At 53.5% G+C, this 24,902-nt stretch carries 26 protein-coding genes; 15 read left to right on the forward strand and 11 right to left on the reverse strand.

Translation table 11 applies throughout. The features are described 5' to 3' along the window. The first annotated feature begins 1 nt into the window (after position 1). The 7 genes from B2A78_RS22415 to B2A78_RS22445 all read left to right on the forward strand — a co-directional run bounded on the left by B2A78_RS22415 (position 2) and on the right by B2A78_RS22445 (position 8,407). Positions 2-1,063, forward strand: coding sequence for a sulfotransferase domain-containing protein (locus B2A78_RS22415; protein ID WP_077732280.1), 1,062 nt, complete (start codon positions 2-4; stop codon positions 1,061-1,063). 98 nt (positions 1,064-1,161) lie between these two features. Next, positions 1,162-2,559 (forward strand): radical SAM protein, encoded by a 1,398-nt coding sequence (locus tag B2A78_RS22420; RefSeq protein ID WP_077732281.1) that lies wholly within the window; start codon positions 1,162-1,164, stop codon positions 2,557-2,559. A 100-nt stretch (positions 2,560-2,659) separates the two neighbouring features. Beyond that, the gene (locus B2A78_RS22425) at positions 2,660-4,312 is read left to right on the forward strand and encodes a class I SAM-dependent methyltransferase (RefSeq protein WP_077732282.1); all 1,653 of its coding nucleotides are present in this window, start codon (positions 2,660-2,662) and stop codon (positions 4,310-4,312) included. 203 nt (positions 4,313-4,515) lie between these two features. Then, complete coding sequence (locus B2A78_RS22430; RefSeq protein WP_077732283.1) at positions 4,516-5,676, forward strand: hypothetical protein; 1,161 nt, start codon at positions 4,516-4,518, stop codon at positions 5,674-5,676. Positions 5,677-5,692: 16 nt separating this feature from the next. Continuing rightward, the gene (locus B2A78_RS22435; RefSeq protein WP_077732284.1) at positions 5,693-6,472 is read left to right on the forward strand and encodes an ABC transporter permease; all 780 of its coding nucleotides are present in this window, start codon (positions 5,693-5,695) and stop codon (positions 6,470-6,472) included. Between the two features lie 2 nt (positions 6,473-6,474). After that, positions 6,475-7,227, forward strand: a complete 753-nt coding sequence (locus B2A78_RS22440) for an ATP-binding cassette domain-containing protein (protein ID WP_168175525.1) — start codon at positions 6,475-6,477, stop codon at positions 7,225-7,227. Between the two features lie 154 nt (positions 7,228-7,381). Beyond that, positions 7,382-8,407 (forward strand): glycosyltransferase family 2 protein, encoded by a 1,026-nt coding sequence (locus tag B2A78_RS22445; RefSeq protein ID WP_240502638.1) that lies wholly within the window; start codon positions 7,382-7,384, stop codon positions 8,405-8,407. A 48-nt stretch (positions 8,408-8,455) separates the two neighbouring features. On the opposite strand, the gene B2A78_RS26445 is transcribed toward B2A78_RS22445, so the two are convergent. The 6 genes from B2A78_RS26445 to B2A78_RS22480 all read right to left on the reverse strand — a co-directional run bounded on the left by B2A78_RS26445 (position 8,456) and on the right by B2A78_RS22480 (position 12,449). Beyond that, a complete protein-coding gene (locus tag B2A78_RS26445) occupies positions 8,456-10,249 on the reverse strand; it encodes a glycosyltransferase (protein WP_205780875.1) in 1,794 nt (597 codons plus the stop codon). A 144-nt stretch (positions 10,250-10,393) separates the two neighbouring features. Further along, on the reverse strand, positions 10,394-10,573 hold the full coding sequence (locus tag B2A78_RS22460; protein WP_086135718.1) for a PIN domain-containing protein: 180 nt from the start codon (positions 10,571-10,573) through the stop codon (positions 10,394-10,396). A gap of 197 nt (positions 10,574-10,770) precedes the next feature. Further along, positions 10,771-10,992 (reverse strand): CopG family antitoxin, encoded by a 222-nt coding sequence (locus B2A78_RS22465; protein ID WP_077732287.1) that lies wholly within the window; start codon positions 10,990-10,992, stop codon positions 10,771-10,773. Further along, complete coding sequence (locus B2A78_RS22470) at positions 10,973-11,242, reverse strand: BrnT family toxin (RefSeq protein WP_077732288.1); 270 nt, start codon at positions 11,240-11,242, stop codon at positions 10,973-10,975. The genes B2A78_RS22465 and B2A78_RS22470 overlap by 20 nt, the downstream gene beginning before the upstream one ends. 610 nt (positions 11,243-11,852) lie before the next feature. Further along, on the reverse strand, positions 11,853-12,056 hold the full coding sequence (locus B2A78_RS26450; protein ID WP_205780876.1) for a PIN domain-containing protein: 204 nt from the start codon (positions 12,054-12,056) through the stop codon (positions 11,853-11,855). A 243-nt stretch (positions 12,057-12,299) separates the two neighbouring features. Continuing rightward, positions 12,300-12,449: a hypothetical protein gene (locus B2A78_RS22480; protein ID WP_205780877.1), complete on the reverse strand. Its 150-nt coding sequence runs from the start codon at positions 12,447-12,449 to the stop codon at positions 12,300-12,302. Between the two features lie 406 nt (positions 12,450-12,855). Between B2A78_RS22480 and B2A78_RS22485 the strand changes: the two genes are divergently transcribed. Together B2A78_RS22485 and B2A78_RS22490 are read left to right on the forward strand one after the other, a co-directional pair. Next, positions 12,856-13,086, forward strand: coding sequence for a DUF433 domain-containing protein (locus tag B2A78_RS22485; RefSeq protein WP_077732290.1), 231 nt, complete (start codon positions 12,856-12,858; stop codon positions 13,084-13,086). Beyond that, positions 13,083-13,454 (forward strand): DUF5615 family PIN-like protein, encoded by a 372-nt coding sequence (locus B2A78_RS22490; RefSeq protein ID WP_077732291.1) that lies wholly within the window; start codon positions 13,083-13,085, stop codon positions 13,452-13,454. Before B2A78_RS22485 ends, B2A78_RS22490 begins: the two co-directional genes overlap by 4 nt. Before the next feature lie 46 nt (positions 13,455-13,500). Here B2A78_RS22490 and mpl read toward each other — a convergent pair whose 3' ends face one another. Then, on the reverse strand, positions 13,501-14,871 hold the full coding sequence (gene mpl, locus B2A78_RS22495) for a UDP-N-acetylmuramate:L-alanyl-gamma-D-glutamyl-meso-diaminopimelate ligase (RefSeq protein ID WP_077732292.1): 1,371 nt from the start codon (positions 14,869-14,871) through the stop codon (positions 13,501-13,503). Between the two features lie 26 nt (positions 14,872-14,897). After that, positions 14,898-15,410: an ankyrin repeat domain-containing protein gene (locus tag B2A78_RS22500; RefSeq protein WP_077732293.1), complete on the reverse strand. Its 513-nt coding sequence runs from the start codon at positions 15,408-15,410 to the stop codon at positions 14,898-14,900. Between the two features lie 367 nt (positions 15,411-15,777). Between B2A78_RS22500 and apaG the strand changes: the two genes are divergently transcribed. The 3 genes from apaG to B2A78_RS22520 all read left to right on the forward strand — a co-directional run bounded on the left by apaG (position 15,778) and on the right by B2A78_RS22520 (position 18,204). Beyond that, positions 15,778-16,155 (forward strand): Co2+/Mg2+ efflux protein ApaG, encoded by a 378-nt coding sequence (apaG, locus tag B2A78_RS22505; protein ID WP_077732294.1) that lies wholly within the window; start codon positions 15,778-15,780, stop codon positions 16,153-16,155. A 3-nt stretch (positions 16,156-16,158) separates the two neighbouring features. Further along, positions 16,159-16,986, forward strand: coding sequence for a symmetrical bis(5'-nucleosyl)-tetraphosphatase (locus B2A78_RS22510; RefSeq protein WP_077732295.1), 828 nt, complete (start codon positions 16,159-16,161; stop codon positions 16,984-16,986). A 210-nt stretch (positions 16,987-17,196) separates the two neighbouring features. Beyond that, a complete protein-coding gene (locus B2A78_RS22520) occupies positions 17,197-18,204 on the forward strand; it encodes an AI-2E family transporter (protein WP_139841112.1) in 1,008 nt (335 codons plus the stop codon). Positions 18,205-18,352: 148 nt separating this feature from the next. On the opposite strand, the gene B2A78_RS22525 is transcribed toward B2A78_RS22520, so the two are convergent. The 3 genes from B2A78_RS22525 to htpX all read right to left on the reverse strand — a co-directional run bounded on the left by B2A78_RS22525 (position 18,353) and on the right by htpX (position 21,163). Further along, positions 18,353-19,192, reverse strand: coding sequence for an HDOD domain-containing protein (locus B2A78_RS22525; protein ID WP_077732298.1), 840 nt, complete (start codon positions 19,190-19,192; stop codon positions 18,353-18,355). A 28-nt stretch (positions 19,193-19,220) separates the two neighbouring features. Beyond that, complete coding sequence (locus tag B2A78_RS22530) at positions 19,221-20,192, reverse strand: folate-binding protein YgfZ (RefSeq protein WP_077732299.1); 972 nt, start codon at positions 20,190-20,192, stop codon at positions 19,221-19,223. A gap of 77 nt (positions 20,193-20,269) precedes the next feature. Beyond that, complete coding sequence (gene htpX / locus B2A78_RS22535; RefSeq protein ID WP_205780878.1) at positions 20,270-21,163, reverse strand: protease HtpX; 894 nt, start codon at positions 21,161-21,163, stop codon at positions 20,270-20,272. A gap of 132 nt (positions 21,164-21,295) precedes the next feature. On the opposite strand from htpX, the gene B2A78_RS22540 reads away from it, so the two are divergent. Genes B2A78_RS22540 through radA form a run of 3 tightly spaced genes read left to right on the forward strand, consistent with a single transcriptional unit; the run spans position 21,296 to position 24,560 of the window. Next, positions 21,296-22,414, forward strand: coding sequence for a sorbosone dehydrogenase family protein (locus B2A78_RS22540; protein WP_077732301.1), 1,119 nt, complete (start codon positions 21,296-21,298; stop codon positions 22,412-22,414). Positions 22,415-22,449: 35 nt separating this feature from the next. Then, positions 22,450-23,190, forward strand: a complete 741-nt coding sequence (locus B2A78_RS22545; RefSeq protein ID WP_077732302.1) for a class I SAM-dependent methyltransferase — start codon at positions 22,450-22,452, stop codon at positions 23,188-23,190. Beyond that, positions 23,181-24,560, forward strand: coding sequence for a DNA repair protein RadA (gene radA, locus B2A78_RS22550; RefSeq protein ID WP_346425855.1), 1,380 nt, complete (start codon positions 23,181-23,183; stop codon positions 24,558-24,560). Before B2A78_RS22545 ends, radA begins: the two co-directional genes overlap by 10 nt. The last annotated feature ends 342 nt before the right edge of the window (positions 24,561-24,902 follow it).

Consider the following 24,902-nt stretch of genomic DNA (forward strand, 5'->3'; position numbering starts at 1 on the left):
AGTGGTATCAGAAAAAGAGCCTTTCCCGATTATCTGCATCGGCCAAATGAAAGCCGGAACGACTTGGCTGTATGAACTTTTCCGCTATTTTACCGATATATGGCGCGCACCGGTTAAGGAACTGCACTTTCTTGACGTGTATGGACAAGTTGGAGCAACAACCATAGATCAACGCCTAAACTTCGACGTAAATCGTGGAAATCAGGCTTTTCTAGGTCTCAGTGAAGCCATCTGGCGACCCGAATTGAACGCTCTTGTTGACCAATTCGATGCTCTCAAGGGATATCCATTGTGTGAAGCGACAATAACAGAGCTTAAATGGTGGAGAGTTTTCCTTTTTGGCGATCGCGACTGGAGTTGGTATGACGAACTATTTCGCTGGCCTTCACCAAAAAGCTTTGTAGACATAACCCCTACGTATGATGCGTGCCCAGATGAAATAATTAGTCTTTTGTCGCAGAAGATGCCACATGTGCGGATTATCTTCCTGCTTCGCAATCCTTTAAGCCGCCTGGTTTCGCATTTTTGCTGGGGAAATAAACATAAGGAACCCGTGGCGAAACTAATATCTGATTGGAAACTTTTTCAAAAGCTTCTGAACGGCAGAGATGTTGACTATGGTGTACGCTGTTCTTTCGAAGGTATGCTTGCGCACTCTAGTTCGAATGAAAACTTAAAAAAATGGGTTAACCATATACCTGAAAATCGGATATTCGTCGGATTCCTTGACGATATCGTAAATCATCAGGACGAATTCATTTCTTCTTTAGCAGATTTTCTAGTTTCTGGTTTTGTTTTGCCATCGGGTGGGTTCTTGCCGCCGGTCAATAGTACGGATAAGCCGGTCCAGGTGGATTCCCGAGTTATCGAGTGGCTTGCAGATTGGTCTGAGCGAGAGGCTCGTGCGTTGAATCATTATTTTGGAGTGCTACCACAATGGTGGGCCCAAGATATAGCGCGGTTGCGAGGCACGCTTGGAAACAACATTATGGAGTGGGACTACAAAGGATTTGCACCACCCAACCTACCGTTTAGTAGTGGGGTCTTAAGTTACAGAACCTAATGAAGTGATGCTGCGGCTTTCCTGGGTTGAATTCAACAAGAGTTGACTGGCTGAATACATAGGGCGATGCAACGTCCAGCTTGGAAAGATTTAATATTATGCTAGGACAGTTTACTGTTAACCTAGAAGTCGTCGGCACCTGCAATCTGAGGTGCCCGTCGTGCCCAGTTGGCAATTTTGGTAAGGCTCGTGTCGCGGGATCGATTGGTGGGACGATGGACGTAGCTCTGTTCGGCAAGATTCTTGAGAAACTTCAAGCGGAACTGCTGGGTCGCTACTCCGATGTATTTCTTGCACTCTATAGTTGGGGTGAGCCCTTAATACACCCTAAGATCGGCCAACTCGTCTCAATGAGCCGGCAGGCTGGTTTCCGGGTCGGACTGTCTTCGAACCTGAACTTCACGCGCAACCTAGAATCTGCAATTGCCGCTGGTCCCGACGAATTCGTCGTCAGCCTTTCGGGTTTCTTTCAAGACAACTACAAACAAAGCCACACAAACGGCGACATTGAGGACGTCAAAGTAAACTTACGCACTCTCTCTGACCTCATTACACGCCACGGTTACCGAACCAAAGTATTCCTACACTACCACTGTTACACACACAATTCTGGCGACGATATTGTCTTTATGGCTCAGTTGTGCGAGGAATTGCGGTTCACATTTATACCAGGCATTGCTTACTACATGCCTGTTGAGAATATGCTTAAAGCAACCCGGGGTGATTTACCTGAGGCCGATAGTGACATCGTCGAAAAACTGTTGGTGCCCATATCTGATCAGCTGAAAATTGCTTCGGCGCATGCAAAGGATAGTACTACCTGTGAACTGGTTGAAAACCGGATTGATATCGATGTAGACGGTGCTGTTAAGCTTTGTTGCTCATCGTTTGATCGGGCTAACAACGTCGCGCATGACTACCTCTCCTCGTCATTTACGGAAATTCAATCTAGGCGTGCCAAGGCGTTACTCTGCGGTCCTTGCATGGATCAAGGCATCTATAGAGTCTATACGCTAAAGGATTACTCGACTTGGCGACAGTTGGCAAATGAGAGACTCGCGGATATCGATAGTCCATTACGCTTCACCGATACCGGAGAACGCATCGAAGGCGTCGAAGGCGAAATACCCCTTCTTTCAGCCGCAGTGCGGCTCATGAATGATGGGAATCTCGACGATGCTCGATCCACAAAGTGTCGACTGGATGCGCTGATCGAACGGAAGTACGGCGCCGCCGCAACTACTATTTCTGGAATAATGATGCGGCTCCGTGATGGGCAAAAATTACTCGGAGCGCGCCTACCACAAAATCCACTCTTATATTTCTTCATCGAGGCTGCCCTGCTGCGAAATCTCGAAGGAAGGCCGGAAGAATCTAGGTTGCTTTTGCAGGAACTTCAAGTTCTTGCTGACATTCTCACCGACAATGTGGAGTATAGACCTCATATTGAAGCATTGCGCCCGATAATCGATGATTGGTTCAGCTTACCAGTCTAACAGAAGAATCTATCTAATATGATTACTCGACCGTACGGACAAATTCTCTGCTTTTTGAAATCGGGGCCAAACAACCCGTGACGCGAACGGAAATAATGCAATGAATTATTCAGAAAAGTTAAGTACAAATATGGGATGTTCAAGTGCGGTTGATAATACCTATTCATTTATATGGAGCGATGGCGCGGCAATAGAATTAACGTGTTTTGCTTGTGGCATAAAAGAGTTCATGCCACATGTGATTACCGTGCCACATGTAGTTCCATCACTCGGTTGCGTTGCCTTTTATAAATGCAAAAGATGCAATTCACTGACTGCCAAGGCAGATAAATTTGGAGACTATCTCTGCGACGAGGCTAGCGCTGCAGATGCCTACATTCCTGTCTGTTACACCGACTATTATCTGCATGTCGGAGCTGGTATTGATAGCATGGTACGCAATATTCAGCAGACAAATCCGTCCGCGCATATGACTTTACTTGATGTCGGTTGTGGATTCGGTTTTACTCTCGATTATTGGAAGGAAATTATTGGAGGCGAAGGAGTTGGTCTCGAAGCTGGAGCTTATGGTAAGATTGGCGAATCCTTGCTTGGCGTGACAATCTATCCGAAGTATCTGAACGAAGAAATCGAAGAAATCAAGGGGCGTCGTTTTGATCGAGTTAATTCATCGGAAGTTATAGAACATACTGACGATCCACTATCATTCCTACGTGACATCAAAGGCTATCTTGCAAATAATGGCGTGCTTATTTTAACGACACCGCATGCGGATTTTATCCAAGAGAATAATGTTGGCAGTATCATGTTAGCGGCACTAAGCCCTGGTATGCACAGAGGGCTTTTTAGCCAACATGCTCTTACAGAGTTGCTGCACAAAAGCGGATTTGCCTATCATGAAGTACGAGTCGAAAACGAAAAACTAGTTGCTTTTGCCTCAAATACACCGTTGATACTCTGTACCGACAGTCAGGGTGAACGAGAGTGCTATATAACATACCTGCGCAAAAAAGTTGCCAATACTAATAGTGGTGCACTTGGTCTCGGTTTTTCATATCGTATATTTAAGGAGTTGATTAATGACGGCTATTTTGAAGAATCATTGCCTATTGGGAAACAAATCGTTTTCGGCATAAAGCAAGAATACGGACTCGATGTTACTGATTTGGACTCGTGTCGCGAAACTTTGCTCCGCTGCGCCTCGTTTGAGGAATACACACAAATTGCCCCGTTCTTTCTTCCCTGTTTTTTGTTTTACGCTGCAATGGCTGCCCGCCATGGCCATGCTATCGAATCCATGGACGCAGTTGAGGCCTTCGCATGCGCCGCCGCATTATGCGAAGATGCGCAACGGGTTGCTCCTCTTTTTTCACAGGAGGCGGCATCGCTATATTGGCCCGCGGTGTTCGAGGAAGCCTGTGCAAAGTTGATTGCTGGTGATCGTGAAGTTGCGTTTGTGCTTTTCGAGCGGGTGCAACGTGGGCCAACGGAAGATCGGCCTTATCTCGCCTATACATCTAGGCCAAAGATTCTCGCTTTGCGTGCCATGGTACAAGCCGGTGTAGCGATCTTGCAAATGAATAAACCCGAAGAAGCGATGGGAATTTTTCGCCGCGCCCTTTTGCAGCTGAACCTTGATTCGAATGCCGACATCTGTCGCGAAGCTATCTCTTTATGGAAGGTTGCGCGAGCACAAGCAGAAGCAGTATTGCCTGATTGGACCTCTATCTTCACATCTAAAGAACACCAATAAACATCAAACAAATCTCTGGTAAAAGGCTTTAATATGTTTTTTCCAAGCGAGATTGATAGATACATGTTGAGAGTGTAGAGAAACGCTTAACTCGAAAATTCAGTTTATGTGCAACCAACGAGTTACCGACCCGAAATTGCTCAAAAGTAGGGTTTTTCTCCAGTCTCGTTAGATCTATAACCGTTTCCTGAGACCAAAATCCTATGAGGGGCTTTATCCTTCGCGTCGTGCTTGTGTCTATTTGCTTTCTTTTTGATATCTGGTCATATCTCACCGATTTACCTCGTGTATTTTTCGGTAAACGGAAAAATTATGATGGCCTCTTCCACAAGATTGAGGAGACAGGAGCGGAACGGCTCGCGTTCGTCACGCCGCACCCTACTAATATCCTTCAATTCTCAATACGCCACCTTGTAGAAGCACTTCTTGCTAATCATTACACCGTCGTTGTTGCCGTCGCGAAGGACGAGGTCGCGGCGTGGCTCAAAGAAGAGTTTCCGCAAGTTCACATCATTCCCCGTGAAATGCGTGGCCGCGATTTTGGCGTATGGAAAGCATTGATTCTGGCCTTACTAAGGCGGCAGATTCTCGCAAGAAGGGTAAAGAATCTCATCCTTGTCAACGACAGTCTCTATTTCAACAAGCATACGACCGCGTTGATTGAGAGTGTGACGAATTGCGGCAAACACTGGGCATGCCTATATGAAAGTTATGTACCGGTTTATCATGCGCAATCGTTTCTTATCATGCTCGACAATAATGCGCTGAACAGCGTGCACTTCAGGAAATACTGGGACAGCTATTTACCCTTCGATGGCCGCCATCACACAATCGTTAAGGGAGAGTTTGGCTTGAGTAGAGCTTTGACGAAAGCGGCCTCCCTGCCATTTTCTGTAGTGACCTCAAGATCTCTTTCCCAACGGATTGATGAGACTAATACGAAGGACATGACCTCTCTCATGTCTGTCTTGTTCTTAAATGCTCAGCTTGTTATGCAATATCCTGAGCAGTTAAGGAGGATTGGAACGTTCCTAGGCATTGTGTCTGAGACCGGTCGCTCTGTTGACAGACAGGACATTTCCTTCGATTGGATCAAACATTTTTTGAATGAATTACTTATCAAAAGCTGCGAACTAGGCAATCCGACGCACACTATTGGTCTTGTCGCCAATCAACTCCTGAACATGCCCATAAAACGCGATCTTGCCTTTCGAGGAACATACCAGATTGCCGATATCCTTCGGTTGGCGCGTGGTTACTCGGAAGAAGAGCTTGCCGCGATGGGCGAGGATCTGAGGGCGAGAGCACTTCCGGTCTCGGTGCGTGGGTTCAACCGCCTTTTGTTCAAAGCCGGTCGCATTTGACCCGAGGTTCCATTCGATGCCGTCTGTTGCTACATCACTCTTCTCCGCTCTTATGCATTGGCCGGTCTGGCTGTGGTTTGGGCGTCAGGACATACGCTCGCGCTATCGTGGTTCGCTTTTAGGACCGCTTTGGCTGGTGCTTAATTTAGGCATTCTAGTTGCTACATTGTCCCTCATTTATGCGACGGTTTTCGATTTGCCGCTCGATGTCTATATGCCACATGTGACGACCGGTTTCCTCGCCTGGTGGTTCATCGCTGGAGCAATGACAGATTCCTGTACCGCCTTTACTACAAATGCTCAGATCATCCGTAACTTGCCCTTACCGCTCGGGATCCATGTGCTGCGGGTGCTAACACGTAACGGTCTGCTCATGGCGCATAATTTCATCGTTTATCTCATCGTCGCTATCGCCTTCGGTATTTGGCCGAATTTCAACACACTGCTCGTTCTGCCAGGGCTCTTGCTCGTCTTTAGCCTGCTGTTCACGATGGGCTTGTTACTCGCCATCGTCTGTGCACGCTTTCGCGACGTACCACATATAGTGACCAGCATCGTGCAAGTGGTTATGTTTATTACCCCGATCATGTTTTTGAAAGACATGCTGGCGCGCAAGGCAATTCTCGCTGAGGCCAATCCCTTTTATCACATGATTGAAGCGATCCGCGCACCTCTCCTTGGCCACGCACCGGAAATGCTTACCTGGGGCTTCCTTGTTTCCGCTAATCTCGTTTCCGCATTTGTCGCAGCATGGCTCATGCGCCGCGCTGGCCATCGCGTTCCCTATTTGGTGTAAGAATGTCTAGAACGCACCTTACCGTAGAAGCCGTTTCGCTGGCTTTCCGAGTCTATGGCGTAGGCGGACAGTCCCTCAAAAAAGAGCTAATCTCCTTTGGCACGGGTGGTCGGCTTGGGCGCGATGCGGGTAATCATTTCGTCGTTCAGGCGATTTCTTCACTTTCTTTCGATTTGCATGAGGGCGACCGGCTAGGTATTGTCGGCGCTAATGGTTCGGGTAAATCGACCTTGTTGCGTATCCTCGCTGGAATCTATCGACCACAACAAGGGCATGTGAGCGCCAAGGGCCGTATCTCGGCGATTATCGATCCATCCGTTGCACTTGATCCTTACGCTACCGGATACGAGAACATTCGGTCCCGTGCCATTCTGCTTGGCGTCGCCAGGCACAATCATGAGGCATTCGCCGAGAAGGTCGCGGCCATATCCGAGCTTGGAGATTATCTCGCTATGCCCGTTCACACCTATTCGTCGGGCATGTTGATGCGGCTTAATTTCGCATTATCGATCTCCATCGAACCTGACATATTGCTGCTCGATGAATGGCTGAGCGTGACTGACCAGTCCTTCAGTGCTAGAGCGGAGGCGCACATGAGCGCACTGGTAGACAAGTCACGCATTCTGGTGCTGGCCTCACACAACCTTGATTTGCTAGAGCGTGTCTGTAATCGCGGTCTTTATCTTGATGGCGGTCAAGCCCGATTTATGGGGTCAATGGCTGATACGCTCGCCGCTTATAAGGCATGCCCCTAAGGAGAGGAACCAAATCAGCTACCACCCGTTCTGCGCGTGATAGCTGATTTTGAAGATTCGGGTTTGCAGATCAAGTAGTCTCATGCCGAGGCTCCGTGAACATGAGAACTCCTTTGCTCTTCAATAGCTGAGCAAATTCCATATTATGGATTCTATGTCTAAGATCGCTGTCATCATCGTCAGCTGGAATTCCGGTACCCTCTTAAGGAAATGCCTATCGTCGCTCCAAAAGCAGACATTCCAGGAGTTTCGCACGATAGTTATACATAATGGCGAATTTGACGATTCTCTAGTGAGCGCTCAATCTGCGCTGGAATCTGCTGAAATCATTTGTTTGGGCGAAAATAAAGGTTTTGCTGGTGGGAATAATGTGGCAGCCCAGCTAGTAAAAGACAAGGAGTGCGATTGGATCGCTCTGTTAAATCCAGATGCATTTCCGGAGCCGGACTGGCTCGATAATCTACTCAAGGCAACAATTAATTATCCGGAATATTCGTTTTTCGGAAGCCGTTTAGTAGTCGCTAATAACCCAAAACTGCTAGATGGTGTCGGGGACGCGTATCATACGAGTGGATTAGTGTGGCGGCGGGGGCATGGGTCTACAGCAATAGATAGCTATGCGGAACCCGAAGAGATTTTCTCTCCTTGTGCGGCTGCGGCGCTTTATCATAAAGATGCCTTCCTAGATGTGGGTGGCTTTGATGAGGATTATTTCTGCTATGTGGAGGATGTAGATCTAGGTTTCCGCATGCGTCTTGCCGGATATCGCTGCCTTTATGTACCTGATGCTGTAGTTGCACACGTTGGTTCAGCTTCAACGGGCCAGCACAGTGACTTCTCGGTTTACCATGGCCATCGCAATATCGTATGGACATATATAAAAAATATGCCATCTGTTTTATTTTGGATTTATCTTCCACAACATCTGATTTTGAATATCTCAAGTATAATTTGGTTTGCTCTTCTTGGTCAGGGCCGAGTGATATTAAATGCAAAAATAGACGCTATAAAAGGCATTCCAGCCATGCTGAAAAAGCGTAAAGCCATTCAACGTACTCGGAAGGTCAAGTCTTTAGATATCAGAGGAATAATGGATAAGGGACTTCTGGCACCGCTCGAATTGTTCAGGCTACGAAACAAGATTGCTAATTTCGTCAATAAAGTGGTCATTAGTGGATAAGCCTGACAAATAATGTGGTATCTGTCATAAATGCTTGGATCGATGTAATCAATATTTTAGAAAATGGCGTGGTGTAAAGTTAATATCAAAAGTTGCATCGGAATGGTCAAAGCACATGTCCGAATTTATGCGGTTCGCGGCTTCTGGCGTCACTTTCTCATAACCAGGTAAATTGGATAACCAACCTAGGGCAAATCGCATAAGTGGTAAAGGGATATGGATAATCCTGCATTTTGCTCCGATATGTAGGGATACTCGATTTACCATATCCCGATAGCTAAGAATCTCTCCGCCGCTCAGGTTATAAGACTTGTTGAATGTTTTCGGATTATCTATTGCATCGAGACAGGCTAGCGCTAAGTCTTCTGCGTGAACGGGCTGGCGTAATCCATCTCCGGTTCCGACCAAGGGAAAAAACCGGAATCGCTTGATAAAACGGGCAATGGTCGTGACGTTTTTATCCCTTCCCAACCTGTAGACCATCGTGGGACGAAAGATCGTCCAATCGATATGCCGGTTTGTGCAAAAAGCTTGTAAATCTTCCTCGGCCTTTTTCAGTTTATTTACCATCTGCCGCTCTTGATCGGAACCCGAGTTCTCTTTCGTAAAAAGACTCGTTGAACTAAAGGCAACGATGCGCTTTATTCCGCTTCCGGCGAGGCTGTCCAGTATAGGCGGCAACGTCCATAAAGGGGCTAAATGGATCAATATTTCGGCCCCGTAGGTGTCAGCGAATCCGCCGCTACTGATGTCCTGTCGATGCCAAACAACATGCCGATGAGCTGGCCGGATCGGCGGTTTGCGGCTTATGGCGTGAACCTCGAAACCGGCTCGAAGCAAAGCGGGTAACAAAAAATCGCCGATTAAGCTGGTGGCTCCGGTGACGATTGCCCGCCGGTTAGGGAGAGGATGTTCGACCGATTCGACCGGTTCAGGATGTGTATTCGAGGAGTCGGCAATGTCGCCCTTCTTTTTCGGACTGATCATAACGGCCAACGATCTTATGAAATACCGAATACCGATACCCGCCATAACGAGCCACATGAGACCGGTCGGATATTGATGGCGGAAGAACTTTCTGTAAAAGCGAACCATCCCTCTGTGCTTGTAGTATTCCACCAAGGCCGGCCGCGAGGCGCTGCAAACGCCGCCGACGTGCAGGATTTCGATGTCGGGTACGAAAAGAATCTGGAATCCCGCCTGCCGGAATCGCATGCACCAGTCCAAATCCTCGCAATGCATGAAATAGCCTTCGTCTAGAGGCCCGACCTTTTCCAGGGCGCCGCGTCGCACCAGCATGAACGCGCCGGAAATGGCTTCGATGCCGACCGGTTCGGTCGGCAGGGGAACATCTGTCTGGATAAAGCTATTTAGTTTTGGATGATACTTCGAGAACTTGTACAGCCGAGTAAGCCGAACAAACGTCCGCCACGGCGTCGGAACGGCGCGCCGGCAGCCGGATTGTTCACTGCCATCCGGGTTGAGGATCAGGCAGCCCGCCATTCCGGTCTGCGGGTGCTGCTCCATCACGGTTAGCATTCTGGAGAGCGTGTCGGGCCGAATCAGACAGTCCGGATTCAGGAATAGGAGATAGTCGCCTTGTGCGACAGGCAGGGCGATATTGTTCGCTTTGGCGAAGCCGAGGTTTTCCTGATTTTCGATGATTTTCAACCGATCTTCGTCCGGAAAATCACGGCGCAGAATATCCATGCTGTCGTCGGTGGACCGATTGTCGACGACGATTGCTTCGATCGGTACGGTGGATGCAAGCACCGAGCGCACACAGTCGGAAAGAAAATGGCCAGCGTTAAAGTTGACGATGATGACGGAAATAGGCTTCATTGCGTCCAGTTTTGGGATAGCCCTGTCATATAAAAATCACGAATGATTGCACTTCGCCCCTGACAATTGTGTGTCCTTTTGAACACATTTGTCGGCAAAGGATTGCCGACCTACGAGCCATACGGGGTATGCGTACCTTATACCTTATGCTTTGAGCACCGTCACGATGCTGGACTTCAGCAATTTACGAAAGCCTTTGTCGAAAGTCACCAGGTGCAAATGATGGCTTTGCGCTGCATCGGCAATCCAGGCATCCGGGACCGCATTGCCGGTCAGATTGTGTCGCACGCACAATTGCTCGACCTCCGGCCATTCGTCGCCCAACGACGGAAGTGCTTAGGTTGGGGTGACAAAGGAATCCCAGTACCAAATTGACCAGGCAGGGCAGTCTTTCGGTGGCTCAAAGCAAATTTGGCTATTCTTCGACGGCTTAGAGCCTATCCCGGTAGGTCCCAAAAACCCTTCGACTCGGCTCAGGACAGGCCCTTCGACAGGCTCAGGGCGAACGGCCTGGTAGGCTCTTAGTGGTGTTGCAACTTATCCGCTAGCCAGAGCTTGATTAGGGATTGACGAGTCACACCTAGCCGATGCGCTTCTCGATCGAGCGAACGCACCATCCAGACGGGAAAATCCACATTGACGCGCTTCTGCTCCAGGCCGGGGCGGCGCGCCTTTTCAAGGTCGAGCATGGCCGTCACGTCCTCGCCTGCATCAAATTTCTCGTCAAAATCCGAAGCTTTCATAGATTTCTATCTCTTCTTTCCGGGAGCGCCTGACGGAAATCAGACGGATGTTCTCGTTTCGATAGGTGACGACCGCTGACAAATGCTTGCCGCCGATCATGCCTATGACCAAATAGCGCGGTTCGTCCACTGTCTTCGCTGGAATCTCGATAAGATCGGGATCGTCCCACAAAGTTTGCGCCTCATCGAAATCAATTCCGTGTTTGTGCTTGTTAGCAGAGCTTTTGTCCTGGTCATATTCGAAAGCCATATTGGGGATATAGCAGAAAAAGAATAATTATAGAACCTTTTTTATACTTTTTATGACGGTAACCAGGACCTCCAGTTCGGGGCAGCGAGCCTGGTGCCATACTCTACACGGCTGCTCTTGATCCTTAAGGAAGCTCTGATTAAGTCCTTCGAGTCGGCTCAGGACAGACTTGTCGAACGCTCTCCTGAGCCTATCGAAGGGGCATGAACGGAATCCACTTGTTCAGAGCTCCTTAAGGTCATTTGCCCTCAGATACGGTCGTCGGCAAAGAATTACCGATCTACGAGCCATGTACCGCGAACCATGCGGGTGCGGTTCATGCCGCACAATCCCCGTCCGGTGTTTTTCGCGCTGCTTGCCGCGTACCAATTCGCCGGGAGCCGAATGTGGTAAACGACGTTTGCCCTGCGCCGAAAGCCTGAGATGGCTTTGGTCGATTGGAACGTGCGAGGCACGGCCCGAAGGATGAGCGTCAGGAATGAGGCTAGTAATCGGTCGTCCTGCTGATTTGTCGTATCTGAGCCCATCCTACAAACCCACCGGGCGGCCAAGAATCGCGGACCCACAAGCCATGCAGGGAACGTATTGAACGCATTTGTGTACTGATACCTCACGCCTTGAGCACCGTCACCATGCTGGACTTCAGCAATTTACGAAAGCCTTTAAAGCCTTTGTCGAAAGTCACCAGGTGCAAATGATGGCTTTGCGCTGCATCGGCAATCCAGGCATCCAGGACCGCATTGCCGGTCAGATTGTGTCGCACGCACAATTGCTCGACCTCTGGCCATTCGTCGCCCAACGAAGGTAGGACCATCCCTGGCGAATCCAGCACGGCACGCAGGAAAGCCAAAGCCGCATCAAGGGGCGTAGGCTCCACAAAAACCTAAAAACCTTGGGATGCGTGGCTAGGCGCAGGAATCCCGAAGCCACCACCGGCAAAATGGCCAACGATTGCCCTTCGACGCTTTTGGCTAGGGCATCTCCAGCCAAGCCAGGGCCGACTGATGGTGCGGATGATCCTGCCTAGAGGCGGCCAAAAGGACATTGACATCGGGCGTCACTGGGCCGAATCCGCTTCATCTGCCGCCTCGAGTAGGGTGCGCTGGGTCAATGTGTCGCGTATCGTCGGCCGCAATCCACCCCGTCCGGCGTAGACCGGCAATACCTGGCGCATCTTGCCAGAACGTTGCGAAGTGCGCAGTCGCATCGAAAGACCTTCCTCGATCAAACGAGTCAAACTGACATGTTCATTGGCCTCACTCAGCAAGCGGTCGTCGATATCTATTAATCAGGCCCGTAAATACCCTCCTGGTATTTCGGGCCGCCGCCCAGGCCCGGTACACGCCCGGCCTGGGCTCACGCGGCTTGTCGCCGCGCCGGGGCATCCCTGCCCCGGATTAACCCGGCCAATATTTATAGGCCGGGTCAATAACGTGGTTCTCATGGAGTAAATTCCAATACTGATTTCTGCATATTTAATCCTGGACCAGCATTCTACGCCATGACCTTAAGCCGGGGAACGTGCGCAACGCATAGGTTCATGTTCGAAAATAGTTCTTGAAATTTGGTCTCAATAGCCTAGTCTCGCAATAAATTAAGATGAGGAGATGAACATGGAATCACTAAACCGCATTACTCAGCAACCCGGCGTCATGGGCGGCAAGGCGTGCATCCGTGGCATGCGGGTAACGGTCGGTATGATCGTCGGCCAAATCGGAGCTGGGCACAGCATCGAAGAGGTCCTCGCGGATTATCCCTACCTCGAACGCGAGGATATCCTACAGGCGCTACGCTACGCCGCGTGGCGTGCGGAAGAACGGGAAATTACGCTGGCGAGCGCATGAAGTTATTGGTCGACATGAATCTGTCACCGCGCTGGGTCAGCCTGTTGGCTGACGCGGGCTTCGAGGCGGCGCACTGGTCTACACTGGGCGCAGCCAATGCCCCGGACGCGGAAATCATGGCCTTCGCCAAGGCTAACGGCTACGTGGTGCTCACGCACGACCTGGACTTCAGCGCGATTCTTGCGGCAACCCACGGCGAGAAACCCAGCGTCGTGCAAATTCGTGCCGAGGATGTCAGCCCGGGCGCAATCGGCAAGCCGGTTAGCGATGCCCTGTTGCAAATGACGGCCGAGCTGGAAGAAGGTGCGTTGCTCACCATTGATCCGAATCGCACCCGGTTGCGGCTCCTACCCTTACACTTCCGATAGGCCAAGCCGTTTTGGCACTGAGCGGCAAATGCGCGCGGTGCGTACATTACATAGCCGCGCGCAAAGCGTCCTCGACCTTTTTGTGAATCCCGCCGAAGCTGCCGTTGCTCATGAAAACCAGATGGTCGCCGGGGCGGGCGTCTTTCGCCAGTCGCTCCACGATTGAATCCAGCGAGCGGCATACGCTAATGTGTTCGGCTCCCTGAATTGCCTGCTCGGCGTCCCAACCGAGGTCTTCGGGTTGGAAAATGATGGATTGATCGGCAGCCTTCAAGGAATCGGCAAGCGTATCGGCGTGAACGCCCATGCGCATGGTGTTGGACCTGGGTTCCAACACGGCGATGATGCGGGCGCTGTCGACACGCGCGCGCAAGCCTTCGAGCGTCGTGGCGATGGCGGTGGGATGGTGGGCGAAATCGTCGTAAAGGGTGATTCCGTCGATGCGGGCGCGTACTTCCAGTCGGCGTCTGACATTCTTGAACATGCTCAACGCGGCCGCGGCCTCTTCGGGGCTTACGCCGGCATGGTGAGCTGCGGCGATGGCGGAAAGCGCGTTCATCACGTTGTGGCGGCCGGTCAGGCTCCATTCCACGACACCGCTGGGCCGTCCCTGGTGGTAAAGCTGGAATTGGCTGCCGTCGGGTGCCAACAGAGCAGCACGCCAAACGGCGTTCTCGGGATTTACTTCCAAAGTCGTTTTCTCGACCGGCGTCCAGCAACCCATTTGCAGGACTTCGGCCAGGGTTTTGTCCGTCTCCGGAGCGATGATGAGCCCGTTTCCCGGAATGCTGCGTATCAAGTGGTGAAACTGCCGCTGGATTGCGGCGAGGTCGGGAAAAATGTCGGCGTGGTCGAATTCCAGGTTATTGAGAATCGTCGTGCGCGGCCGGTAATGGACGAACTTGGAACGTTTATCGAAAAAAGCGGTATCGTACTCGTCGGCTTCGACGATGAAAAACCGGCCGTCGCCCAGACGCGCGGACAAGCCGAAATTGAGTGGGACGCCTCCGATCAGAAAGCCGGGCTTGAGTCCCGCGCTTTCGAGTATCCAGGCGAGCATGCTCGATGTGGTCGTTTTGCCGTGCGTTCCGGCCACGGCCAGCACCCAGGAGTTCTTCAGCACATAGCAATAAAGCCACTGCGGACCCGACGTGTAGGCGAGTCCCCGATTGAGCACCGCTTCTATTTCCGGATTGCCGCGGGAGATGGCATTGCCTACCACGACCAGGTCGGGCGCCGGGTCCAGATTCTCCGGGCTGTATCCTTTCATGAGCGCGATTCCTTGCTCCTCGAGCTGGGTGCTCATGGGGGGATAAACGTTTTGGTCGGAGCCGGTGACGTGATGGCCCATTTGTTTGGCCATGATCGCCAAACCGCCCATAAATGTCCCGCAGATGCCCAAAATATGAATGTGCACGATCCTGTCCTCTTAGGTTCGGTCCGTTATTTCTTGACGTTGTCCGGGTTTTTGTTCGCGGACGTTCCGTCATCCGTTTTGCCTTCCGAGACGGGTTTAACCATCGCGGCTTGTTCCAATATCGCTGCGATCCGCATATGCCCGCTTTTCTTGGCTCGATCGATAAGCGTGAGTCCTGAATTTTCTTTTGCGGAAACGTCCGCTCCGCCGGCGATCAGCGCCCTGACGGCATCCTCGTAGCCTTGCGCGGCAGCCTCCATGAGCGCGGTCACCCCGCGCTGGTCCGCTGCATCGGGATCGGCGCCGAAACTCAAAAGCTTTCTGATCACGCGGACATTGCCCGAAAATGCCGCCGCCATCAGCGGCGTGCGGCCGGCGCCGTTTTTGCCGTTGACGTCCGCGCCCTGGGCGAGCAGCGAATCCAGCCGTTCCAGCTGCCCGGATGCGGCCGCGGCGAACAGTGCCTGATTCGGATCTTCCGCTTGCAGAACGGTTGTCGACGCGAGCAGGGCAAGAACGAGCATGGCTTTTTTTAACATAGCGAAACTTGGTTCGGTCGGAAAGACATTCCCTCAAATTGCCGGATAGTGCTGAGCACACCGCCTGGTGAGGGGCCTGCTACCAATGCCGTTAAGTTAAGCCCCACCTCGTCATTCCGGCATGGATTGCCGGAATCTAGAAGCCAAGGATGGCATCGGCTCGGATCACATCCCTGTACTCTGGATGCCGGCATTCCAATCGCAAACGGTCGCTTTAGTCGGACCTTTCCCTGCCGGCATGACGGCTTAACTTAACGGCATTGGGCCTGGTACCCGGGGCATCGGCGGTTGCGAAAGGTGCTTGAAGAACTCTCTTCCGTTTAAACTATCGGCAAAAAAACAATCGTCTGTAACCATAGTCCAAGCCATGAACAACAAGTATCGTATCGATATCGACGCCGTAACCGATTATCTGGAAGCCGAATCCTCCCCGGAGACGAACCGCTATGTGTTCGCCTATACCATCACCATCCGGAACGCCGGCGACGTGCCCGCGAAATTGGTATCCCGGCACTGGATCATCACCGATGCGCACGGAAAGATACAGGAAGTCCGCGGGGAAGGGGTAGTGGGTGAACAGCCTCATCTTTCTCCGGGCGAATCCTTTCGCTATACCAGCGCCGCCATGATCGAAACGCCGGTGGGCACGATGCGAGGCGAATATCAAATGATTGCCGATGACGGTGAGCATTTCGATGCCGAAATACCGTCGTTCACCCTGGCCATTCCGCGAACCTTGCACTGATCGATGGCGATATACGCAATTGGCGACGTACAGGGTTGCTTCGCCGAGCTTCAACGTCTTCTGGACCAGATCCGTTTCGATCCGGCTGAGGACCGGCTCTGGTTCACGGGCGATTTGGTCAACCGCGGCCCGCAATCGCTGGAGACTCTACGGTTTATCCGATCCTTGGGGGACAGGGCCGTTACCGTGCTCGGCAATCACGACCTGCATCTTCTCGCCGTGGCACACGGCGTGTCGAGGACAAAGCGCAAGGACACGTTTTCCGATGTCCTCACCGCTCCCGATCGCGACATCCTCGTCGATTGGTTGCGCCGCCGTCCGTTATTGTTTCGAGACGGAGCATTTTACTTGATTCACGCCGGTTTGCCGCCCCAGTGGAGTGCGGAGGATGCAGAACGTTATGCCAAGGAGGTGGAAAGCTGTTTGCAGGGCGATGATTTCGTTGAGCTGTTTCGGCATATGTACGGCGATCAACCCGATCTTTGGACAGAGACCTTGCAGGGATGGGACAGGCTGCGTTTCATCACCAACTGTTTTACGCGCGTTCGGTACTGCGACCGCTACGGGCGTACCGATTTCAAGGAGAAAGGCGGTCCCGGGACGCAACCGTCTCATCTGATGCCTTGGTTCAAGGTGCCGGGACGGAAAAGCGCCGGGGCCGAAATCGTTTTCGGCCATTGGTCGACCTTAGGGTTTTATGCCGACGATGATGTTTACGGGATCGATACCGGCTGCCTGTGGGGAGGGGAGTTGACGGCGCTTCGACTCGACGGGGAAAAGAAACGCTTCTGCGTATCGTGCTGCGAAGGCGGCTATCAGAAGCCTTCGTAGGGCGCATTAGCGCTAGCGTAATGCGCCGACTGGAACGGCGGAATACGCGAGTACGCTATTCCGCCCTACATGAGCTTCTGAGTATCGCAATGTTTTTGGGCATATGGCTTCAGCCAAACAGGCAGGTTTGACGGAAAAGGAACCGCCTCTATCACGTCGGGGAGACTAACCATCGACAGAGTTCTGCGCTTTATCACGCTAGGCGTCTTTTTGACCGTACTGGTGTTCTTGATCTTCCAGGTCATGAGCGCTTTCCTGCAGCCGATCGGCTGGGCCGTGATCTTGGTTTATGCGACATGGCCTCTCCACGTTCGCCTAACGCGCTTGTTGGAAGGACGGAGCAGCCTCAGCGCGCTTACCATGACTTTGCTTTTGGCCGCCTTGCTGATCATTCCGTTTATCGGCCTGACCATTATTCTTCAGGCCGAAATGGTCGAGTTTTTCCAGCGACTCCCCGCCTGGCTGGACCAGAAACCGGAGTTGCCCGAATGGTTAAGCAAGATTCCCATTCTCGGCGCCGAGCTACAGTTCATATTCGATCAATTCGAGGACTTGCAGGGCTTGATGCGCCGGTATGTATTGCCTTGGCTGACCGGACTTTCCGGTAGAGTCGTGGGCATGTTGGAAGGCGTCGGCTACCTGGGCGCGAAGCTTTTCTTCACCGTATTCTTGATGTTTTTCGTTTACCGCGACGGGCACCGGTTGATTTATGAGGTGCGTCAAGGGTTGTTGCTGGCTCTCGGCGAACGCGCCGACGAGTACCTTTCCACCACCGAAGTGACCGTCAAGGCGGTCGTTTACGGCATTGTACTGACGGCTATAGCCCAAGGCGTCATGGCCGGAATAGGGTACTGGATTGTCGGCATCAGGGCGCCGGTCCTTCTCGCCGCATTTACCACGTTTTTCGCGCTGATCCCTTTCGGGACGGTAGCGGTCTGGATTTCCGCAAGCCTGTGGCTGATGCTGAACGGAGACTATTGGGCCGGAGCCGTGTTGTTCCTCTGGGGAACCTTGGTCGTGAGTTGGATTGACAACCTGGTCCGCCCCCTGGTCATCAGCCGCACCACCCGCATTCCGTTCGTGGTCGTGATGTTCGGAGTCTTGGGCGGGTTGGCCAGCTTCGGGTTCATAGGTTTATTCGTGGGACCGGTGATTCTGGCCGTGGGCATGGCGGTATGGCATGAATGGCTGGAGTCCGCGCCGCGTTATCAGCCTTGAGTCGAATCGCCTAGCTATGGCGGACTCGCCGGCAAAAAGATTGCCGGCCTACGAACTCGTGTCGCCATGTAGGTCGGGAATCCCTTCCCGACGCAAAGCCGGTCGACAAACGGGTTTGTCGGCAAAGGATTGCCGATCTACTTTGCGCTTACGCAAACAGTTGCTGTGCTTCTTCGACTTCGGCGGCGACGCCTTCGATTTCCAGGACTTCGATTTCGGGATCGAGTCCGAGCTTGGTGAAGGCCGGGACGCCCGAAAGGTCGACATCGGGCGCTGCCTTCGTGCCCATCACGCTTTCCAGATAAGCGACCTGCACCAGATCCACATAATCCGGCGCGGGGTTGCCGCCTCTCTCGAAATCCCTATATTCCCAGGCTGCACGGCTCAAGCTGTCGGGGAGCCCCCAAGTTTCCATGATGATTTTGCCGATCTGCGTGTGCAAATTCTCGAGGTGGTTTTCCAGCACCGCATCATCTTCCAATAGTTCGGAAAACTTTTCCGCCAACGCGAGGATCGGCAGTTTACCGATCTGATGAACAAGCCCGGCAAGCATGGCTTGGTCGGGATCCAGCGGACGGGCGCGCAGCGCCAAAGCGCGGCTCACGGCGGCGACATTGAGACTGTGTTGCCAAATGTCGTGAAAACGGCTTTCCAACAACAGGGAAGTGGGTTTGAAAACTTGCTTCATCGCCAAATTCATCACCAAGCTGCGGATGGTGTTATGTCCCATTCGGGTGATGGCGGCTTGAAGATTGTCGATTTTCTGCCTGGCCCTGTAGAGCGGACTGTTGGCGATTTGCAGGAGCCGCGCGGAAAGCGCCGGATCGGACGAAATCGTTTTTGCTATCTCGGCATCCGACGCGTTGTCCTTGTTGATCGCTTGGCGAACCTTGAGGGCGACTTCCGGAATCGTGGGCAATTGCAATTTATCGTTCTCGATCGCGGCTTTGATGTAATCGAGAAAGACCTGCTCGTTTCTTAGGTCCATATTTGACTGAACTCTATCCGCATTATTGTTATGGAACGTCGAAAGTATAGGGCAAAGTTAGAAACTCGGCGGCCGGACCGTCGGGTCGAAAGAGCCGGAGATCGGCATCTGGAGCGCGGTCGAGAGGCAGAACCGCCAGCAATTGAAAACTCCGCTCCGCTTCAGGCGCCGCAGCGACGACTTGCCCGACCCGCTGCCCATCGGCTTCGCCGGACTGATAGAGCGGATCGCCGGGCTTGGGCTCGTGCTCGCTGATCGTTCGAAGACGAAACATCCGTCGTTTCAGGTGCCCGAGAAAGTGCGTCCGTGCCACGACCTCCTGCCCGGTATAGCAACCCTTGCGATAGCTGACGCCGCCCAGAATATCGAGATTGAGCATCTGCGGGAGGAATTCCTCGCTGGTCACCTGCGTTTCGCTCGGAAGACCGTCTTCGATTTCCTTCAAGCGCCACGCACCGGAACTGACCAGGCTGTAATCCGATGACGACCGGAGACCTTCCCAGAGTCGCTTGGCGGTCTCGTTCGGTGCGGCAATCAGAATGCGCGCGGAGCTTTGGTCGACGCGGACCGCCAGCACGTCGCCGCCCTGGCCATCGAGAAGCCCGGAGCCGGGCCGGAAAAGCCCGATGAATCCCCAGTGCGGCGTCAGATTTTCTATGGAAACTTTCGAGCGCAGCACATACATGCGAAGGCGCTTGTGTATCGCCTCCACCAAATCGGCCGGCACAAAGAGGTAATAACCTTCGACGCGGCGAAGGACACGGAAGCTCGCTATGACGCGGCCCTTGGGATTACAAAAAGCTCCGAGCCCGGATTCGTCGAACCCAAGGCTGGCGATATCGCAAGTCGATTGGCCTTGCAGAAAAGTCTCCGCATCGACGCCGGAAACCCGCAACAAGCCTAAATCGGCCAAACCGCAAAACGCCGATCCTTCGCCCTTTGCCCGAAAATCGGCGGTAGCCTCGCTTTCGCTCAGTAGGTCCGACCATTCGATGCTCATGGATGTAGTCCCGTGGTCAATCGATAAAAAAGCCCGCCCGGATGGGGTTCTCGGGCGGGCGGCAAGGGCGCTTTACGTTAGCGCAGATTCTGCAGAGCGGCGATACGCTCCTCCAGCGGAGGATGGCTCATGAAGAGTTTCTTGAAGCCGTAGCCTAAACCGCCGTTGATTCCAAACGCAGCGAACTCGCCGGGCAAATCTCTATGGTCATGGGCTCGCTGCAAGGCCCTCAGGGCTCCGATCATCCTGTTCTGACCGGCCAGGCGCGCGCCGCCGGCATCGGCGCGAAACTCGCGCCAGCGGGAGAACCACATGACAACCATCGTCGCCAGAATGGAGAGGAATATTTGCGCCACAATTTGCGTCAAATAATAGGCCGGTCCATACCCGCCACGGTCATCTTCCGAGCGGAACACCACCCGGTCGATGAGATGGCCCGCGATGGAGGCGAAGAAGTAGACGAACGTATTCACTACGCCCTGAATAAGGCCCAGGGTGACCATATCGCCGTTGGCCACGTGGCTGATCTCGTGTCCCAAAACGGCTTCCACTTCATCGGCATTCATGTGGTGCATAAGACCGGTGCTGACGGCGACGAGAGCATCGTTCTTGTTCATGCCGGTCGCGAACGCATTGGGCTCCGGGGAATCGAAAATCCCTACCTCGGGCATGCCGATGCCGGCCTGCTGCGCGTGGCGCCGGACAGTGTCGACCAGCCAGCGCTCGGTTTGATTGGTCGGTTGCTCGATCACGTAGACGCCCATGGATTGTTTGGCCATCCATTTGGACATCATCAGCGAAATGAAGGAGCCGCTCATGCCGATGATGGCGGACATCAGGAGCAAGCCGTCGAGGTTCAGATGAACGCCGCGCTGGGTGAGAAAGTTGCCGAGCCCCAAGACATGGAAAACGATGCTGATCAGAAGCAGTACCGCGGCGTTAGTGAGCAGAAAGAGAAATATGCGCATGATTGTCGGTCACCTATGGAAATCGTGGGTGTTACCATATTTGGAGGCGAAGCATTAAAAATCAAGTCGTTCGCCGTAAACACAATTTTGCCCTCCAAGCCTTTCATGAATCTTTCAGCTCATTGAGGGAGACGTATGGACGTAAGAGAACATTCTTGGCTGAAGCTCGCGGCGTGTGCGCTCGGTTTGACGGTCTGCGCCGAAGTCCGGGCCGAAGCGCTGTTGAGCGAGATCAAGCTCCCTCCCGGTTTTCGAATCGCGCTCTACACCGATCAGACGCCCAACGCCAGGTCTTTGGCTTTGGGGAACGACGGTACCGTATATGTAGGCAGCATGGAGGAGGGCAAGGTTTACGCAGTGCGCGATCGGGACGGCGATGGCAAAGCCGATCAGGTCCAGGTGCTGGCCGAGAACTTGAACATGCCGAACGGCATCGCTTATGTCGATGGCGACCTGTATGTTGCGGAGATTCCGCGCATTCTGAGGTTCAAGGACATCGGGCGGCAGGTATCGAACCCACCCAAGCCGGAGATCGTCTTCGACCGCTATCCCGAGGATGTGCACCACGGCTGGAAATATCTGCGAGTGGGACCGGACGGGAAGCTTTATGCCCCCGTGGGCGCTCCCTGCAATGTCTGCCTTTCCGAAAAAGACATTTACGCGACGCTGACGCGATTGGACAAGGACGGCTCGAACTTCGAAATTTATGCTCGCGGCATCCGCAATACCGTCGGTTTCGACTGGCATCCGGAAACGAAAGAACTGTGGTTGAACGAGAACGGACGCGACTGGATGGGCGACGACGTGCCGCCCGATGAGCTGAATCATGCGCCGAAACCGGGGCTGCATTTCGGATTTCCGCATTGCCATGGCAAGGACATCGTCGATCCGTCTTTCGGCAAAGGGAAATCCTGCGCCGAATTCGAGTCGCCCGCGTGGACGTATCCGGCCCACGTCGCACCGCTCGGCATGCGCTTTTACACCGGCAAGCAATTTCCGGCCGAATATCGGGGCCAGCTTTTCGTCGCCCAGCACGGTTCATGGAATCGAAGTGCGCCCGTCGGCTATCGGGTCGTGATGGTCGAATTCCGCGGGGGAAAACCCGTCAACGACAAGATTTTCGCGGAAGGCTGGTTGCGGCCCAACGGCGAAGTCCTCGGCCGACCGGTGGATGTCTTGGAAATGCCCGATGGAGCGCTATTGGTATCGGACGATAAGGCCGGGGCGATTTACCGCATTGTTTATCGACCGTGAACCGATGCTTAATTTGTAACTCTTAATGATCGATCATGAATGAAGTGACTGCTGAAAAACTTTTTTCCGGCCCGATCGGGGAAGAATACGAAATGCTAAAGCGGATTTGTCCCGCGGCGGCCGACATGAGCCGGCGAGTCGGCGAGTTCGTGGCCGGCTGGACGCCCAAGGTTTCGACGGAATCGTTAAATTTGCTTGAACTCGGCTGCGGCACCGGCGTGACGACTATGAATCTCATCCGCGCACGATCCGATGCGATGATTACTGCGGTCGACAACGAATCCACCATGTTGAGCCAAGCGCGTCGGAATCTGGCCGGCGTTTTGGAGCATGGACGCCTGCGACTGGTCGAAAACGATGCTCTGTCCTATCTACAGGGAGTGCCGTCGGCAAGCATAGACGTCGCCGCCTCGGCCTATACGCTGCACAACTTTCTGAATAGCTATCGTGTCCGAGTGCTCGAAGAAATCTTTCGCGTTCTAAAGCCGGGAGGGGTATTCGTCAACGGCGATCGCTATGCCCTGGACGATTCCCTGACCCATCTGCAGTCGACTCAGGAAGAGGTAAGGCAATACTTCCGTACGTTTACCGAGCTTAACCGCATCGACCTTTTGGAACAGTGGATCGTTCACCTTTTCAGCGACGAATCTCCCGATCACGTCATGCCTCTCGATAAGGGTTTGGGCGCCATGCGCGAGATCGGCTTCGATGCGGTGACGGTGCATTTTCGGCAGGATGTGAACGCTTTGGTCAGCGGGGGTAAACCGTGGCCGTAAGCCGTACCAAAGACCGGAAGATCGTGTTTCGCTGTACCGAGTGCGGGCACGCTCAAACCAAGTGGTCCGGACAGTGTCCGGCCTGCAATTCCTGGAATTCGATGGTGGAAGGCGTGGAGGATCGGGTGGCGCCGTCCGCCTCGCGCTTCTCGGGCTATGCAGGGGCCTCCGAACGCGCGTCTCCCGTCTCGCTCGCGGAGGTCGAAGCGGAAGAAATTTTCAGAACGCCGACCGGCATCGAAGAATTCGACAGAGTCTTGGGCGGCGGACTGGTCACAGGTTCCGCCATCCTGATCGGCGGCGATCCCGGTATCGGCAAATCGACCCTCTTGCTGCAAACCCTCGCTACCTTGAGCGAACGCCAGCGGGTGCTCTATGTGACCGGCGAAGAATCCATAAGGCAGGTAAGCCTTCGCGCCAAGCGGCTGCAACTGTCTTGCGCCGGCGTGCAGATCATTGCCGAAACCTCGCTGGAGCGGATCTTGGCCGTTGCATCGGAGGCCCGGCCGGACGTTCTGGTCATCGATTCGATCCAAACCACGTTCAGCGAAATTCTGCAATCGGCGCCGGGCTCCGTGGCTCAGGTGAGGGAGTGTGCTGCACAATTGGTTCGATATGCCAAGCAGACGCCGACGACCGTATTCCTCGTCGGTCATGTCACCAAGGAAGGCGCCCTGGCGGGCCCCCGCGTGCTGGAGCACATGGTGGATACCGTGCTTTATTTCGAGGGCGATTCGAGTAGCCGGTTTCGGGTTATTCGGGCGTTCAAGAACCGCTTCGGCGCGGTCAACGAGCTTGGCGTATTCGCCATGACCGAAACCGGGCTCAGAGAGGTGCGCAATCCTTCGGCGCTATTCTTGTCGCGCGGCGAGGAAGACGCTCCCGGCAGCGTCGTGATGGTGATGCGCGAAGGCAGCCGGCCTCTTCTGGTGGAAGTTCAAGCCTTGGTCGATGAGTCCCATTCGCCGACACCGCGCCGGGTCGCCGTGGGCATGGAACAAAATCGGCTGGCCATGCTGTTGGCGGTGCTCCATAGGCACGGTGGAATCCCTTTGTTCAATCAGGACGTTTTCGTCAATATGGTGGGTGGGCTGCGCCTTACCGAAACCGCGGGCGATCTGGCGGTGGCCTTGGCGGTGGTGTCCAGCTACCGGGACCGTCCCATTCCGAAGGACTGGGTGGTATTCGGGGAATTGGGACTCAACGGCGAGGTCAGGCCGGTTCAAAACGGCGAGGAAAGGCTCAAGGAGGCCGCAAAACACGGGTTCACCCATGCCTTGGCGCCCGCCAAGAATGTCGCGAAAGGGGGAATCAAGAATTTGGAGATCGTGCCGGTAAGAAGTCTGCGCGATGCCCTGGCCGCGTTGTGATCGAGAACGATGCGGCTCGTGCCGGACCATCCCTGTCCGCACACTGGGGGCTGTTCCGCCGTGCAGATCGGCACAAATCCTCCAGGAGAGAATTGGGACGCGACGCGCCCGGTAGGGTGGAAAACAGGGATACTTTTCATCAATCCTGCCGATTTGTCGTTCCTCACTTCGTCCTACCGGCTGACCTCACCAAGATACTATTAACCCGGCCTATAAATATAGGCCGGGTTAATCCGGGGCAGGGATGCCCCGGCGCGGCGACAAGCCGCGTGAGCCCAGGCCGGGCGTGTACCGGCCTGGGCGGCGGCCCGAAATACCAGGAGGGTATTTACGGGCCTGATT

It is taken from the genome of Methylocaldum sp. 14B, from assembly GCF_002005105.1.
Lineage (GTDB): Bacteria > Pseudomonadota > Gammaproteobacteria > Methylococcales > Methylococcaceae > Methylocaldum.